Origin of the sequence: Limnohabitans sp. (assembly GCF_031539175.1) — a bacterium.
Taxonomy (GTDB): Bacteria; Pseudomonadota; Gammaproteobacteria; order Burkholderiales; family Burkholderiaceae_C; genus Limnohabitans.
Window position 1 is genome coordinate 25059 of sequence record NZ_JAVKLQ010000032.1, and the last position, 14384, is coordinate 39442.

Annotated in this window: 16 protein-coding genes; 6 read left to right on the forward strand and 10 right to left on the reverse strand. The window is 59.4% G+C overall.

The window, feature by feature from the left end:
- Nucleotides 1-37 precede the first annotated feature (37 nt).
- Nucleotides 38-727: a ribulose-phosphate 3-epimerase gene (gene rpe / locus RMS95_RS05490; protein WP_310644288.1), complete on the reverse strand. Its 690-nt coding sequence runs from the start codon at nucleotides 725-727 to the stop codon at nucleotides 38-40.
- Between the two features lie 57 nt (nucleotides 728-784).
- Between rpe and apaG the strand changes: the two genes are divergently transcribed.
- The 4 genes from apaG to RMS95_RS05510 are packed head-to-tail and all read left to right on the forward strand — an operon-like array spanning nucleotide 785 to nucleotide 3229.
- A complete protein-coding gene (gene apaG, locus RMS95_RS05495; protein ID WP_310644290.1) occupies nucleotides 785-1177 on the forward strand; it encodes a Co2+/Mg2+ efflux protein ApaG in 393 nt (130 codons plus the stop codon).
- A gap of 8 nt (nucleotides 1178-1185) precedes the next feature.
- Nucleotides 1186-2184: a thiamine-phosphate kinase gene (gene thiL, locus RMS95_RS05500; protein ID WP_310644291.1), complete on the forward strand. Its 999-nt coding sequence runs from the start codon at nucleotides 1186-1188 to the stop codon at nucleotides 2182-2184.
- 35 nt (nucleotides 2185-2219) lie between these two features.
- Complete coding sequence (locus tag RMS95_RS05505; protein ID WP_310644292.1) at nucleotides 2220-2708, forward strand: phosphatidylglycerophosphatase A; 489 nt, start codon at nucleotides 2220-2222, stop codon at nucleotides 2706-2708.
- The gene (locus RMS95_RS05510; RefSeq protein ID WP_310644293.1) at nucleotides 2705-3229 is read left to right on the forward strand and encodes a CinA family protein; all 525 of its coding nucleotides are present in this window, start codon (nucleotides 2705-2707) and stop codon (nucleotides 3227-3229) included. The genes RMS95_RS05505 and RMS95_RS05510 overlap by 4 nt, the downstream gene beginning before the upstream one ends.
- 46 nt (nucleotides 3230-3275) lie before the next feature.
- On the opposite strand, the gene RMS95_RS05515 is transcribed toward RMS95_RS05510, so the two are convergent.
- The 8 genes from RMS95_RS05515 to argS form a co-directional block, all read right to left on the reverse strand.
- Nucleotides 3276-3734 (reverse strand): putative toxin-antitoxin system toxin component, PIN family, encoded by a 459-nt coding sequence (locus tag RMS95_RS05515; RefSeq protein WP_310644295.1) that lies wholly within the window; start codon nucleotides 3732-3734, stop codon nucleotides 3276-3278.
- Entirely contained in the window at nucleotides 3731-5164 is a 1434-nt protein-coding gene (locus RMS95_RS05520; RefSeq protein WP_310644297.1) for a THUMP domain-containing protein, read from the reverse strand. The genes RMS95_RS05515 and RMS95_RS05520 overlap by 4 nt, the downstream gene beginning before the upstream one ends.
- Nucleotides 5165-5172: 8 nt before the next feature.
- Nucleotides 5173-6744 carry an RNA polymerase factor sigma-54 gene (locus RMS95_RS05525; protein ID WP_310644299.1) on the reverse strand — a complete coding sequence of 524 codons (1572 nt, stop codon included), beginning with the start codon at nucleotides 6742-6744 and terminating at the stop codon, nucleotides 5173-5175.
- Between the two features lie 4 nt (nucleotides 6745-6748).
- Nucleotides 6749-7531, reverse strand: a complete 783-nt coding sequence (lptB, locus tag RMS95_RS05530) for an LPS export ABC transporter ATP-binding protein (RefSeq protein ID WP_310644300.1) — start codon at nucleotides 7529-7531, stop codon at nucleotides 6749-6751.
- The gene (gene lptA, locus RMS95_RS05535; RefSeq protein WP_310644668.1) at nucleotides 7528-8061 is read right to left on the reverse strand and encodes a lipopolysaccharide transport periplasmic protein LptA; all 534 of its coding nucleotides are present in this window, start codon (nucleotides 8059-8061) and stop codon (nucleotides 7528-7530) included. The genes lptB and lptA overlap by 4 nt, the downstream gene beginning before the upstream one ends.
- 113 nt (nucleotides 8062-8174) lie before the next feature.
- Nucleotides 8175-8825 (reverse strand): thiol:disulfide interchange protein DsbA/DsbL, encoded by a 651-nt coding sequence (locus RMS95_RS05540; RefSeq protein WP_310644302.1) that lies wholly within the window; start codon nucleotides 8823-8825, stop codon nucleotides 8175-8177.
- 21 nt (nucleotides 8826-8846) lie between these two features.
- The gene (locus RMS95_RS05545; RefSeq protein ID WP_310644304.1) at nucleotides 8847-9545 is read right to left on the reverse strand and encodes an SPOR domain-containing protein; all 699 of its coding nucleotides are present in this window, start codon (nucleotides 9543-9545) and stop codon (nucleotides 8847-8849) included.
- 24 nt (nucleotides 9546-9569) lie between these two features.
- The gene (gene argS / locus RMS95_RS05550; RefSeq protein ID WP_310644306.1) at nucleotides 9570-11279 is read right to left on the reverse strand and encodes an arginine--tRNA ligase; all 1710 of its coding nucleotides are present in this window, start codon (nucleotides 11277-11279) and stop codon (nucleotides 9570-9572) included.
- Between the two features lie 55 nt (nucleotides 11280-11334).
- Here argS and RMS95_RS05555 point away from each other — a divergent pair, with 55 nt between their 5' ends.
- Nucleotides 11335-12390: a glycosyltransferase family 2 protein gene (locus RMS95_RS05555; RefSeq protein ID WP_310644308.1), complete on the forward strand. Its 1056-nt coding sequence runs from the start codon at nucleotides 11335-11337 to the stop codon at nucleotides 12388-12390.
- Nucleotides 12391-12394: 4 nt separating this feature from the next.
- Complete coding sequence (locus tag RMS95_RS05560; RefSeq protein WP_310644310.1) at nucleotides 12395-12766, forward strand: GtrA family protein; 372 nt, start codon at nucleotides 12395-12397, stop codon at nucleotides 12764-12766.
- On the opposite strand, the gene RMS95_RS05565 is transcribed toward RMS95_RS05560, so the two are convergent.
- Nucleotides 12689-14362: a glycosyltransferase family 39 protein gene (locus RMS95_RS05565; protein WP_310644312.1), complete on the reverse strand. Its 1674-nt coding sequence runs from the start codon at nucleotides 14360-14362 to the stop codon at nucleotides 12689-12691. The genes RMS95_RS05560 and RMS95_RS05565 overlap by 78 nt on opposite strands.
- Nucleotides 14363-14384 lie beyond the last annotated feature (22 nt).

A 14384-nucleotide genomic window follows, 5' to 3' on the forward strand; every position in this document is an offset into this window, starting at 1 on the left:
AAATGGTGGCTGACGATGGCGTGTTCTGCGCGACGCGTTAAGCTAACGCCACCCGCATTTGGTCAATCACCGCCTTGTAGTCAGGTTTGCCAAAAATCGCGCTGCCGGCCACAAACGTGTCGGCGCCTGCATCGGCCACTTGACGGATGTTGTCAGGCTTGATGCCGCCGTCCACTTCCAAGCGAATGTCGCGGCCGCTGGCTTCGATCAGTTTGCGGGCGTGCTCCACTTTGCGCAGTGCAGAGTCGATGAAGCTTTGGCCACCAAATCCTGGGTTAACGCTCATGATCAAAATCAGATCAATTTCATCAATGGTCCAGTTCAACACATCCAACGATTCGGCAGGATTGAACACCAAACCCGCCTTCACGCCTTTGCTCTTGATGGCTTGTACGCTGCGGTGCACATGGGCGCTGGCATCGGGGTGAAAGCTGATGAGGTCCGCACCGGCATCGGCAAACGAAGCGGCCAAGGCGTCCACGGGCGAAATCATCAAATGCACATCGATCGGCACGGCCACACCCGCTGCGGTTTTGGCGTGGGGTTTCAGGGCTTGGCAAATCATGGGCCCGAACGTCAAGTTGGGCACGTAATGGTTGTCCATCACATCAAAGTGAATCCAGTCAGCGCCAGCGTCAATGACGTTTTTGACCTCTTCGCCCAAGCGGGCAAAGTCGGCCGACAAAATGGAGGGTGCGATACGAAAGGTGGGGCTTTTGCTGTTCATGGGGGTGATTATTTCATCCCCGCCAAGGCCCCTTGAGGCTTAGGCCAAAATCAACCCATGCAACGCTACAAATTCCAAGTCGAAGTTCATCCCCAATACCTGCCCGAGCAATCGGATCCAGAGGGCGGGCTGTACATGTTTGCCTACACGATCACCATCACCAACATGGGGACCATCGCCGCGCAGCTGATCTCGCGCACTTGGAACGTGAACGACGCCGAAGGCATGCACGAAAAGATTCGTGGCTTAGGTGTGGTGGGCCATCAACCCTTGCTCAAGCCCGGCGAACAGTTTGAATACACCAGCGGCACCCGCTTGCGCACCCCCACGGGCACCATGCACGGCAGCTACTTTTGCGTGGCCGAAGACGGCGAAAAGTTCGATGTGGACATTCCCATGTTTGTGCTGGACGCCTTGAGCGATGCGCCAGGCAATCGCAATCTGCACTGAGGCCACTCATGGGTGAATTCGAACTGATTGAACGCTACTTCAAGCGCCCCACCCAAAAAGCGGTGCTGGGCGTGGGTGACGACTGCGCCCTGTTGGCCCCCACACCGGGCATGCAACTGGCCATCTCCAGCGATATGTTGGTGGAAGGCCGTCATTTCTTGAGCACCGTGGACCCCGCCCGCTTGGGCCACAAAGCCTTGGCCGTCAATTTGAGCGACTTGGCGGCTTGTGGCGCCACCCCCATCGCCTTTACCTTGGCCCTCTCGCTGCCCCGCGTGGACGAAGCGTGGCTGGCGGGGTTTTCCAGTGGCTTGCTGCAATTGGCAGACGCGCACGGCTGCGAGCTCGTGGGCGGCGACACCACCCAAGGCCCGTTGAACATCTGCATCACCGTGTTTGGTGAAGTGCCCCCGGGCGATGCACTGCTGCGCCACAACGCGCAAGTGGGCGACGACATTTACATCAGCGGCACCGTGGGCGATGCGCGCTTGGCCCTCGAAGTCTTTCGCGGCACCCAGTCCTTGGATGCTGCGGGCTTAGAGTTCGCCCGTTTGCGCATGGAGCGTCCAACACCACGCGTGGCCCTCGGCACCGCCTTGCGCGGCGTGGCCAACGCCGCCATCGATGTCAGCGACGGTTTGCTGGGCGATTTAGGTCACATCTTGAAGCGCTCGGGCGTGGGTGCGCAAATCGACACCGCATGGTTGCAATCATCCAACACCCAACGCCACAGCGCAGGCCTTGAAGCGGATGCAGGCATCAGTCCTTGGCTGGCGGCACTGTCGTGGAACAAACGGCTCGACTATGCCCTCGCAGGCGGTGACGACTACGAGCTGTGCTTCACCGCCCCCGTCGAACAGCGCGAAATGGTCCACGCCGCCGCGTGGGAAAGTGACACGCCCGTGACCCGCATCGGCCGCATCACTGCGCAGCAAGGCTTGGTGGTGCTTGACCCACATGGGCAACCCATTGCACGCCGCTTTGCCTCGTTTGATCACTTTGCGTGAGCGCTGAGCGCTGCACCACCCCTCACCGAACCCTCATGCTGAACCGCCGCTTCGTCCTCTCTCATCCCGCCCATTTCATCGCGCTTGGCGCGGGCTCTGGCCTGAGTCGTTTCGCACCAGGCACGGCTGGCACCTTGTGGGCATGGGCAGTGTTTTTACTCTTGCAAATTTGGCTCACGCCCTTCCAAATGGGCCTGCTGATTGGCGCATCCACGCTGGTGGGCTGGTGGGCTTGCACGCTCACCGCTCGCCACATGGGCGTGGCCGATCCGGGCGCGATTGTGTGGGACGAGGTGGTCGCGTTTTGGTTGATCTTGTGGCTGGTCACACCCACGACGTTTGGCGGCGAGTTGGGCGCATTCATCTTGTTTCGTTACTTCGATGCGGCCAAACCCGGCCCCGTGCGTTGGGCGGATCAACTGTTCAAGGGCTTTGGTTGGCGCGGTGGCTGGGGCATCCTGTTTGACGATTTGGTCGCTGCGTTTTGCACGTTGTTGGTGATGGCTTTATGGAGAGTTCTATGACGACAGAAACGACATCGACGAACGTTGAGGCCTTGGCACAAGCCCTGCTTCAGCACGGCTGGATGCTGGCCACAGCCGAGAGTTGCACGGGGGGCATGATCGCCGCACGCTGCACCGACTTGGCAGGATCCAGCCAATGGCTAGAACGCGGTTTTGTGACCTACTCCAACGAAGCCAAGCACGAGATGTTGGGCGTTGACAGTGCGTTGATCGCACAGCACGGCGCCGTGAGCGAGTCCGTGGTGCAAGCCATGGCTTTGGGTGCGATGCGCCATTCGCGGGCGCAAGTATCGGTGGCGGTGACAGGCGTGGCAGGTCCCACCGGCGGCTCAGCCGAGAAGCCCGTCGGGGCGGTGTGGTTCTGTTGGGCATTGCCCAGCGATGCAGGCCCAACACTGGGCGCAGAAACGGCGTGGGTCAAAACCGAAGTGATGCACTTTGCGGGCGATCGCGCTGCGGTGCGCGAGGCCACTGTGCAGCACGCTTTGCGCACGCTGCTGGCCTTGCTGCAAACACCTTAAAGAGAAGCTCTGCGCCAACAACGCCAGCAGCCTTCTCATTTGCCGCTTAGCCCGGCAACACCGCCGGAAAACGCTTGGCAACAGCCACCCCCAACCGAGCCATGCGGTTGCGCATGGTCAACACGGCTTTGTCTTTGCTGATGAGTTGTGCCTTGAGCTGCGCCGCGAGGTCGATGAACTTTTGATCATCCCCGTCTTTGCACATGAACTGCGCTTTGGGCGCGATGGAGTGCAACACCGCATGGGCATCAAACTGGCGCAAGATATCTTCAGCTGTCAACGCGCTGAAGGCCAAGCGCCGGGCGATGTGGGTGTACGCCAACACACGTTCCAACTCGTCACGCATGACTTGCGTCGCACACCATTGCACAGACTTGGCGCTCAGCGCCGCTTGCAGCTCAGGCGTCGCAGGGTCTTGGTACAGCCACAGGTCCAGCACGATGTTGGTGTCGAGCACCACGCACACAGGCGACAGGCTGGCTTGCAAATTCAAGCCATCACTCACGATGTGGCTGGCCCTTTGCCCTCGGTGTGCTGAGCATCAGGGGCTTGGGCGTCGCTGGGCTTGTTGCGCATCGAGCCAGCGCGCAAATCAAAGCGGAACATGCGGCATTCGATCGGGCCGTTCCACATGGGCACGCGACGCGACTCTTTGAAACGCATGCGGGTGGGCAGCTTGAGGTCAGGGGTCAGCATCCATGCCGACCAACCGGCGTAGTTTTTCTTCCAGTGGCTGGCAAGTTGGGCGAAGAAATCGCCACCGTCTTCGGTTTGGGCAATGTCACGGGCGCCAAAGCGCGGCACATCGTCTCGGATCATGCCGCTGTCGTCACCTGATTCGTCATCAAACCCTGCATCGCCGTTGCGCTTCACGTCTTCGTAAGGTGACACATATTCGCTAGGCGGCGCGTAACGCGCACGACGCGCGGCACCCGCAATACCGGCGGCTTCAATACGCTCGCCATAAGGCGGGTTGACCAGCATCACGCCCGGTTGTTCGCAAGGTGGCATGCGTTGCAAGGCATCGCCACCGCGCAATTGCACGGCATGCGCCACGCCACCGCGCTCGGCATTGCGCTCGGCAAAGTCGACCATACGGAAAGCCACATCGCTGCCAAAAATTGGCGCACGCGGTTCGCATTCTTGACTGCGCGCGTTGTTGAGCAAGCCTTGCCAAACGTGGGCTTGGTAAGGCACCAATTTTTCAAACCCAAAACGGCGCATCGAACCCGGGGCGATGTTGCACGCGATTTGCGCCGCTTCAATGGCGATGGTGCCGCTGCCGCAACATGGGTCATACAACGGCACGCCTTGCGCCACCAACCCGTCTGGATTGGCCGCCGTGCCGTCGCCTTGGCTCCAGCCGCTGGCCGCCAACATGGCTGCGGCCAATGTTTCTTTCAATGGCGCATCGCCTTTGTCAGCGCGCCAACCGCGTTTGAACAAAGGCTCGCCCGAGGTGTCGATGTAGAGCGTGAGGTTCTCGGTGGTCAAGTGCGCGTAGATGCGGGCATCGGGCCACTGCGTGTTGACGTCAGGGCGCACGCCGGTCTTGTGACGGAAGCGGTCGGCCACCGCGTCTTTGATTTTGAGCGCCGCAAAGTTCAAGCTTTTCAACGGACTGTGCTGCGCAGTGATTTCAATCTTGAACGACTCTTTGGGCGAGAACCACAACTCCCACGCCACTTCGCAAGCGGCGTTGTAGAGGTCTTGCTCTTGGCGATAAAACGTGTGCGACAACTCCACCAACACGCGCTGCGCCAAACGGCTGTGCAGGTTCAGCAACATGGCATCGCGCCACGAAGCACGCAGCATCACGCCGGCGCGGAAAGCACGCAAATCCTCATCGGCCACGCCGGTGATGCGTTTGACCTCGGTGGCCAAATAGGTTTCAACGCCTGCCGCACAGGGCAAGAAAAGGGTCAACTGATTCATAAATGTCTTTAAAGCGCTTTGCGCAAAGTGGTTGGCGCAATGCGTAGCGCCTCACGGTACTTGGCCACGGTGCGGCGGGCGCACTCAATGCCTTGTTCTTTCAGCATCTCAGACAGCTGGTTGTCTGACAGCGGCTTTTTGGTGTTTTCGTTGGCGACAAACTGCTTGATCAACGCACGCACCGCGGTGCTGGACGCGTTGTTGCCACTGTCCGTTTCGAGCCCCGAGCCAAAGAAATACTTCAACTCAAAGGTGCCGTAGGGCGTGCTCATGTACTTGTTGGTGGTCACACGGCTGATGGTGGACTCGTGCAAGCCCAACTCCTCGGCAATCTCGCGCAGCACCATCGGGCGCATGGCAAGTTCGCCGTGGATGAAGAAGTTTTTCTGGCGCTCGGCAATCGCATTGCTCACGCGCAAGATGGTGTCAAAGCGCTGCTGAATGTTTTTGATGAACCAACGTGCCTCTTGCAAACGCTGCTGCAGTCCGGCGTGGTTATCGCCTTTACCGCCCTTCAAGGCGCTGGCGTAAATGTCATGCACACGCAAACGTGGCATCACATCGGGGTTCAAGGCCACGCGGAATTTGGGGGCGGCGGTGGACTTGCCCACACGCGTCACCAACACATCGGGCACCACCACATGGCGCTCCACATCGGCAAAGCGGCGACCGGGTTTGGGCTCCAAACGGGCGATCAAGGCAATGGCCAATTTGACGGTGGCTTCGCTGTCATTCACGGCCACGGCCAGTCGCTTGAAATCGCGCTTGGCCAGCATCTCCAGCGGCTGTTTGCACATGGCCAGTGCCACGTCGCGCACATTCGTGGCCTCTTCGCTGAACACATCCATGGCCTTGAGTTGCAAGGTCAAACACTCGGCCAAATGGCGAGCGCCCACACCCACAGGCTCTAAGCTTTGCAGCAGCGACAGCGCCACTTGGAAGCGGTGTTCGAGCTCTTCGATTTGCTCTTCGTCGTCACCACCCAAACCTTCGGCCAAACTGCGCAAGCTGTCTTCGAGGTAACCATCGTCGTTGAGGTTTTCAATCAAGTAGCGCAGGGCGGCGCGGTCGGTTTCGCTCAAACGCAGCGCCAAGGCTTGGCGGTGCAAAAACGAGGTCAGCGATTCTTGGCTGCGTGCCAGCTCGGTGGCGTCAGCCACATCGCTGTCGGCGGTGTTGTTGTTTTTGCTGGCGGGGGCGTCGCCGCCCCACTCAGAGTCGTCCGCTGAGAACTCCACGCTGCCATCACCATCCCAGCTCTCGGCAATGCCATCCACACTGGGCTCGGTGTCGCTGGCGGTGTTGTCGACCGTGATCTCGGACATCCCGCCGTCGAGCGAAGGCACCTCACGCACAGGCTCAACCTCTTCGTCGCGGGTGGGCGTGTCCGCTTGATCGAGGCCAAACTCTTCACGCGGCGCTTCTTCAAACTCTTTGTCGAGAAAGGGGTTGTCGTCGAGCATTTGCTCGATCTCTTGGCTCAACTCCAGCGTGGACAACTGCAACAGACGGATGGACTGCTGCAACTGGGGCGTGAGCGCCAGATGCTGAGAAACGCGAAGTGATAAGCCTTGTTTCATGCCATCACATTCGGAAGTGTTCGCCGAGATACACGCGGCGCACGTCGGCGTTTTCGACGATCTCAGTGGGTGTGCCCTGCGCCAGCACGCGTCCATCGCTGATGATGCACGCGTGGTCGCAAATGCCCAAAGTCTCGCGCACGTTGTGGTCGGTGATGAGCACCCCCATGCCACGCGCTTTCAAAAAACCAATGATGCGTTGGATCTCGATCACCGCAATTGGGTCGATACCCGCGAACGGCTCGTCCAACAAAATAAAGCGTGGGTTGGTGGCCAAGGCTCGCGCAATCTCGACGCGACGGCGCTCACCGCCCGACAACGCCACCGAAGGCGAAGCACGCAAGTGCTCCACGCGCAGTTCTTGCAACAAAGAGGTCAGGCGCTTTTCAATTTCATCGTGACTCAACGGCTTGCCGAGGTCATCGCGCTGCAGCTCAAGCACAGCGCGCACGTTGTCTTCCACATTCAGCTTGCGAAAAATCGAGGCTTCTTGGGGCAAATAACTCAGCCCCAAGCGCGAACGGCGGTGGATGGGCAAATGCGTCACGGGCTGGCCATCAATCGTGATGGTGCCGCCATCGGCGCGCACCAAGCCCACGATCATGTAAAACGAGGTGGTTTTGCCAGCGCCGTTGGGGCCCAACAACCCCACCACTTCGCCCTTGTTCACCGCGATTGAGACGTCATGCACCACCTTGCGACTGCCGTATGACTTTTGCAAATGGCGTGCTTCTAGACGACTCACAGCCGCCTGTGTGGGTGCCACGGGAGACAAGGGAACGATCACTTTTTATCTTTGTCCAGAGTTTTGTTGCGCGGGGCCAACGTCACGCGCACACGCCCAGGCGTGGGCTTGCCGCCCTCTTCGGTGCGTTGACCGTCGATGGCGAACACATCGGTCAAGTTGTCATAGGTGATGAGTTTGCCGGTCATTTGGTCACCCAACACCGCGCCTCGGTAACGACGCACCTCGGCTTGGTCGATCAGCTTGACGCGGTCCGCGCGGCCGTCATATTCAATGCGCAAGCCTTCGCCTTCCATGAATTCGTCAACGCCCTCGCGTTTTTGACGAAAGAAGGCCCGCTTGTTGGGCTCCGGCAGGATGGTGCCGAACTGATAACCATCGGGATCTTGGCGAATTTCAATGCGGGCGCCGCGCAGAATCATGGTGCCCTTGGTCAACACAGCGCGCCCCGTGAACACGCTGACTTGCTTCAGCTCGTCGTGCACCATGCTATCGGCCTCGATGTTCATGGGCTTGTCGCGGTCGGCTTTTTCAGCCCACACCGCAGCAGGGGCAAGCGCCACCAACGACATGATCAACAAGGAAAGAAATGAGTTCAAGGCACGAATATTGCTGTATTTAACTGAGGCTGATTCTAACCACGCCCCAGACCGTCCTCGCTGGCCGCCGGCGCGGCCACTTGAGCTCAGCGACCGCGACGCACTTCACTCAACAAATAGTCGGTCACTTGAACCGCACGGTCCATGCTGCCCGTCAACGAACCGTCGGTGTAGAAGCGCCCAGCAATGCCCAAAGCGGGCACGCCTTGCACCTTGAATGCTTCTTGCAACTGGGTCGCGCGGCGGGCTTTGGTGGCGACGCCAAAGCTGTTGAAGGTTTCGGTGAACTTTTGCTCACTCATGCCGTTTTTGCCAGCCCAAGCGGCCAAGGCAGCCCCCGTGTTGAGCGTCTGACGCTCGGCATGGATGGCATGAAACAGCTTGCCGTGCATAGCATCCACCAGTCCTAAGGACTCAAACACGTAATACGCGCGCTGCTGCGCTTCAAAGTCATCACGGAAACGCACGGGCACACGCTTGACCACCACGTCTTTGGGCAAGGCCTTGATCCATGCCGCGAACCGAGGTTCAAACGCGTTGCAATGCGGGCAGCTGTACCAAAAGAACTCGATCACTTCGATCTTGCCAGCTTCCACTTCGGTGGGCACGCGCTTGTCGAGCGAGATGTACTCAATGCCTTCTTCCGGCTTTTTACCCGCAGCAGGGCCTTGGGCCTGCGCCAACAAGGGCAGACCAGCCATGGAAATGGCGGTCAAAGAAAAATCACGACGTTTCATAAGTCACCCTCAAAGGAAAATTTAACGTTGCACCCGCACCATGGCGGAGTCGAGATGCGCGGCTTCGAGCTTGGCGCGCACGCGTTCGGCTTCGATTTTGTCCAACGGCCCCACGCGGACGCGGTAGACCGTGCGACCGCCTTGATCGCGTTCGCTCACTTTGGCATCCAACGCCAACAGGCTCATTTTGGCGCGCTGTGCGTCGGCCTCCTCAGGCGTACGGTAAGCACCGGCTTGCACAAAATAAATGAAAGGGTCTGCAGCCACCGGCATAGGGGCAGGGGCCGACTTGGCATCGGCCGCTTTCGCCTCCGCTGTTTTGGGCTCAGCAACCTTCAGATCGGCTTTGGCTTTGGCCAAATCACCCAAAGGATCGGCACTTTTTGGATCGACTTTGACGGCAGCGTCGGGCTTGGACTCCACAGGTTTAGCGACCGGCTTCACGTCAGCCTTGACGTCTGGTTTGGGTGTTTCTGGTGCAGCGTCAGCTTTATCCGCAGCTTTCGCAGGGTTCTTGCCGTAAAGCGGGGCGTTGGGGTCCCAGTCTTTGTTTTTCTTTTCTTCCGCAGCGTCTTGTTCCGCCGAACGGGTCATGCCTTTGTTCATGAAAGGAATGGGCACCTTGGTCACGTAAACGGCCACGCCCAAGGCCACGGTCATGCCCACGACCAAACCCATGATGAAACCCACCAAGGTTCCGCCGCGTTGTTGATTCAACATTGAAATAGGTCTCCGAAAACAGGATTACATGCTGGCAGGCGCTGAGACGCCCAACACCGCCAAACCATTGTGCAGCACCTGTGCGGTGGCAGCCACCAACGCCAAGCGGGCTTTTTTCACCGTTTCGTCGTCCACCAAGATGCGCTCGGCATCGTAGTAGCTGTGATAACTGGCGGCGAGGTCGCGCAAGTAGAACGTCACATCGTGCGGCGCAAAATCGGCCGATGCGGCGCTCAGCATGGCGGGGTACTTAGCCAGCTGCAACATCAGTGCTTGCGCTTGTGGGCTTTCGAGCGCAGACAAGTCCACGTCTTGCAGCGAAGCCACATCGCCACCGTCTTTGTCAGCCCAGGCGCGCAGCACCGAGCAAATGCGGGCGTGCGCGTATTGCACGTAGTACACGGGGTTGTCGTTGTTCTTTTGCACAGCCAAGTCCACGTCAAAGGTGTACTCGGTGTCGGGCTTGCGGCTCAGCAAGAAGAAGCGCACGGCGTCTTTGCTGGTCCACTCGATCAGGTCGCGCAAGGTCACGTAGCTGCCGGCACGCTTAGAAATTTTCACCTCTTCGCCACCGCGCATCACGCGCACCATGGTGTGCAACACGTAGTCGGGGTAGCCCTCGGGAATGCCCACATTCGCCGCTTGCAAGCCCGCACGCACGCGTGCGATGGTGCCGTGGTGGTCGGTGCCTTGGATGTTGACCACCTTGGTGAAGCCGCGCTCCCATTTGGCGATGTGGTACGCCACGTCCGGCACAAAGTAGGTGTACGTGCCGTCCGTCTTTTTCATCACACGGTCTTTGTCGTCACCGTAGTCGGTGGACTTGAGCCACAACGCGCCGTCTTGCTCGTAGGTCTTGCCAGCGGCTTGCAGGCGACTCACGGCATCGGCCACTTTGCCGCTGGTGTAGAGGCTGCTTTCCAAGTAGTAGTTGTCAAACTTGACGTCAAAGGCCTTCAAGTCGAGGTCTTGCTCATGGCGCAGGTAGGCCACGGCGAACTCGCGCATGCCGTCCACATCGTTCACATCGCCGCTGGCGGTGAATTCGCGGTCGTCTGACCTCACCGTTTTACTGGCTAAGAAATCGGTGGCAATGTCTTGGATGTAGTCGCCGTTGTAAAACGCTTTGCTCTCTGGGTTCTCGGGGTCCACAGGCCAGCACTCATCACCGGGCTTGAAACCTTGGGCGCGAAAGTGCGTGCTCTTGGCCAAGGTGTTGATTTGTACGCCCGCATCGTTGTAATAAAACTCACGGTAGACGTCGAAGCCTTGCGTGGCAAACAAATTGCAAATCGCATCGCCCAGCGCGGCTTGGCGGCCGTGACCCACGTGCAGCGGCCCCGTAGGGTTGGCTGACACAAACTCCACCAACACGCGCTGGCCGTTGTCGGCTTGGAAGCCGAATTGTTCTTTAGCAGCCAACACCTCGCGCACGATTTGTTGCTTGGCGGCGGGTTTCAAACGGATGTTGATGAAGCCAGGGCCTGCAATCTCAATGTCTTGCACCCACTGTTGGTAAACGGGCGCCGCCAGCAGCGCGTCGCGCAGCTGTTCGCCGAGTTGACGGGGGTTGAGTTTGAGGGGCTTGGCCAGCTGCATGGCCGCGGTGATGGCGTAATCGCCGTGCGCGGCAACCTTGGGCGATTCAAAAGCGGCCTTGTTGCCGGAACCGGGCAACAAACCGTCGAGGGCTTGGCTCAGGGCGGCCAGCAATTCTTGTTTAACTTGGAGCATGGCAAGATTTTACGGGGCACCCCTCGCTTTCAGGAGATACGCCATATTTTTTGGCATGATCTACCCCACTATGCGCGACGCCCACGACCTCTCCCCCTCCGACCGTTTTCAATACACCCCCACCCTGTCGTGCGTCATGCCCGCCTACAACGAGGGTAAAAACTTGGGCACCTTGGTGCCACAGGTGCTGCAAGCCTTGCAGGCGCTGGGCTCGCAAGTGGAAATCGTGCTCATCAACGACGGCAGCCGCGACGACACCGCGCAAGTCATGCAAGCCTTGTGCGAAGCGCACCGCGAGGTGGTGGGCATCAACCTGTCACGCAACTTTGGCAAAGAAGCCGCCCTGACCGCTGGCATTGACGCCGCACGCGGCGAGGTGGTGGCGCTGATGGACTCCGACGGTCAGCACCCCGTGTCGCTGGTGGCAGACATGCTCAAGCGCTGGCGCGAGGGCTCAGACGTGGTGTATGCCATTCGCCGCACACGCGACGACCAATCGGCCTTGCACGCGGGGCTGACAGGCATGTTTTACAAGCTCATCAACATGGGCAACCGCGTGAAAATTCCTGCACACGCGGGCGACTTCCGCTTGATGGACCGCCGTGTGGTGGACGCCCTCAAGTCACTGCCCGAACGCAACCGGTTCATGAAAGGCTTGTACGCCTGGGTCGGTTTTGCCAGCACCGCCATTGATTACGAACCGCTGCCCCGTGCCGCAGGCGAGAGCAGTTTTGGTTTGCGTGGGTCGTTTGCCTTGGCCTTGACGGGCGTATTGGCGTTTTCCATCGCGCCCCTGCGCGCCTTGACCGTGTCAGGCTTGCTGCTGGCCACGGTCGCCATAGGCTACGGCGCTTGGGTGGTGGCGGAGTATTTCATGTGGGGCATTGATGTGCCGGGCTACGCCACGCTGGTGGTGGGCATGATGTTTTTCAGTGGCATTCAATTGCTGTCTATCGGCATCTTGGCTGAGTACGTGGGGCGTATTTACGAAGAGGTCAAGCAGCGGCCCATGTATTTGGTGAGCCACCACTGGGGCTCGGGATTGGCCTTGGCGCCCGTCAAAGCGCCAGCGCCTTCGATGGCTCAGTTCGATAACGAACACCCGATCTAAAGCGATGCACAGTGGCTTTTGGTTTTTGGTGGTGGGCAGTGCCGCAGCGGCCACCCACATGGGAGTGTTCGAGCTGACCAAAGCCCATCTGTGGCCCGAGTTGGCCAATGCCGCTGGGTTTTGCGTGGCATTTGTGGTCAGCTTTGCGGGCCATCGGCGCTTGAGTTTTCAAGATGCGGGCACCAGCTTTTGGCAAAGTCTGCGTCGGTTTGCAGCGACCGCGCTGGCGGGCTTTGTCGCCAACGAACTCATGTTTGTGGCGCTGCTGCGGGGCTTGAATTTGCCAGACTGGTTGGCTTTATTTTTGGCCTTGGTCTTTGCATCCGCGCAGACCTTTTTGCTCAGCCGCTTCTGGGCTTTTCGCCGACGCAGTTGACGCCGGCGCACCTAGGGTCGCCGCACTCGATTGGTACAGGCTCCAAGCGCGGCCTGCAAACACCAACTCAAATCCTGCGTGATGCTGCATATTCAGCGTGCTGGAGGTGTTGGGCGCAACCACCCATGCATGCGGCGTTTGCTTCAAACTGTCTAAGCGAGACAGGGGAACCAAGCTGCGCGCAGCGTGCGCATCAAAGTCTGCACCTTCAAACAACTCACGGCGCCAGTTGTCACCCGCGGTTTGACGCAAGGTGTCCCAATCTTGGATGACTTCCAGCGGTTGGGTGAATTGCGCGTAAAACGGCAAGTCGTAGGGGTATTCGTCCACCGCAGCCACCACGTCTGAAGGGCGCGCTTGACACGCGAGCACAGCGGCGACATCTAAGCTGCTGTGTTTTTGGGTGTAGCGCTCAGCGGCCACTTGCCCACCCACAGCCAGCGCCACATTGAGCCCCACCACGATGGCAAAAATCCGATCACCCCATGTGCGTGTCGCCACATGGTTTTGCCACCACAGCGCAGCGAGCAGCGCCAGCGGGGGCATCACAGGCAAGGCGTAGCCAATCAGCTTGGAGTTGGGAATAGAGAAAAATCCCAAAATGGCCACGATCCAAATCCAACATAGCGCGGTCCAGCGCGGGTCAACGTTCACCTCCGCATGCGACGTGTTTGCCGTAGGCAACGTGGAGGTCGATGGCACGGAGGCTTGCGGCTTGAGTGCGATCACCCGCTCGCGCAAACTGCGCACAGCACTGGCTGCCACCAAAAACACCCACGGGAACATCAACACCGCAATGGCCACGCCATAAAACCACCAAGGTCTCGCGTTGTTGAAGGTCGTGGCGGTGTAGCGACCAAACTGGTGCTTGCCAAACATATAGGCCAGCATGTCGGGATGCTCGCGTGCGGCCACCACAAACCAAGGCAAAGCCACCGCCAAGAACAACACAATGCCGCTGAGCCAAGGCAAAGCCCACACTTTGCGCCATTGCCACGTCCAAGTCACCCACACGCACAGCACCAAGCCGGGCAGCAGCAAGCCAATCAAACCTTTGCTCAAGACGCCCAACGCGCAGGCGATAAACCCAGCACGTGCCCAGCCCGCATGCACGCCGTTCGCCTGCATCAAGGCACGGGCAAAGCACCAAATGCCCACGCCCATCCACGTCGCCACCATGGTGTCGTGGTTGACGTATTGGCCGCCGATCAAAAATGCCAAGCTGCTGCCCAACATCCAAGCTGAGCGGTTGGCCACAGCCACGCCGGCGATGTGGCGCGCGCACGCCCAGAGCAAACCCAACATCAAGCAGGCATGCAACGCGACCACCAGCCGTGCCGCCCAAGGGGTGGCGCCCAACACGGTCATGGCGCTGGCTTCTAACCAGTAAAGCAAGGGCGGTTTGTGAAAGAAAGGAATACCGTCCAAGCGTGGGGTGAGCCAGTCACCGCTCATCGCCATCCATCGGCCCACCTCTGCATAACGCCCTTCATCGGGCAGGGCCAAAGGACGCAAAGCAGCCAAGATCAGCAGCAACACAGGCAGCAACACCAGCGCCCAAGTGCGGCCTTCGACACGCGGTTTAGAAGAAGTCATATGAAAACGCAGGTGATGCGCA

Bases quoted from the DNA above. Each gene is read 5' to 3' on its own strand.
- thiL (WP_310644291.1), top strand. From the start codon at position 1,186: ATGGGTGAATTCGAACTGATTGAACGCTACTTCAAGCGCCCCACCCAA.
- RMS95_RS05525 (WP_310644299.1), bottom strand. From the start codon at position 6,744: ATGAAACAAGGCTTATCACTTCGCGTTTCTCAGCATCTGGCGCTCACG.
- RMS95_RS05545 (WP_310644304.1), bottom strand. From the start codon at position 9,545: ATGTTGAATCAACAACGCGGCGGAACCTTGGTGGGTTTCATCATGGGT.
- RMS95_RS05565 (WP_310644312.1), bottom strand. From the start codon at position 14,362: ATGACTTCTTCTAAACCGCGTGTCGAAGGCCGCACTTGGGCGCTGGTG.
- rpe (WP_310644288.1), bottom strand. From the start codon at position 727: ATGAACAGCAAAAGCCCCACCTTTCGTATCGCACCCTCCATTTTGTCG.
- lptA (WP_310644668.1), bottom strand. From the start codon at position 8,061: ATGTCGTTGGTGGCGCTTGCCCCTGCTGCGGTGTGGGCTGAAAAAGCC.
- RMS95_RS05510 (WP_310644293.1), top strand. From the start codon at position 2,705: ATGACGACAGAAACGACATCGACGAACGTTGAGGCCTTGGCACAAGCC.
- RMS95_RS05520 (WP_310644297.1), bottom strand. From the start codon at position 5,164: ATGAATCAGTTGACCCTTTTCTTGCCCTGTGCGGCAGGCGTTGAAACC.
- apaG (WP_310644290.1), top strand. From the start codon at position 785: ATGCAACGCTACAAATTCCAAGTCGAAGTTCATCCCCAATACCTGCCC.
- RMS95_RS05505 (WP_310644292.1), top strand. From the start codon at position 2,220: ATGCTGAACCGCCGCTTCGTCCTCTCTCATCCCGCCCATTTCATCGCG.
- RMS95_RS05540 (WP_310644302.1), bottom strand. From the start codon at position 8,825: ATGAAACGTCGTGATTTTTCTTTGACCGCCATTTCCATGGCTGGTCTG.
- RMS95_RS05560 (WP_310644310.1), top strand. From the start codon at position 12,395: ATGCACAGTGGCTTTTGGTTTTTGGTGGTGGGCAGTGCCGCAGCGGCC.
- RMS95_RS05555 (WP_310644308.1), top strand. From the start codon at position 11,335: ATGATCTACCCCACTATGCGCGACGCCCACGACCTCTCCCCCTCCGAC.
- argS (WP_310644306.1), bottom strand. From the start codon at position 11,279: ATGCTCCAAGTTAAACAAGAATTGCTGGCCGCCCTGAGCCAAGCCCTC.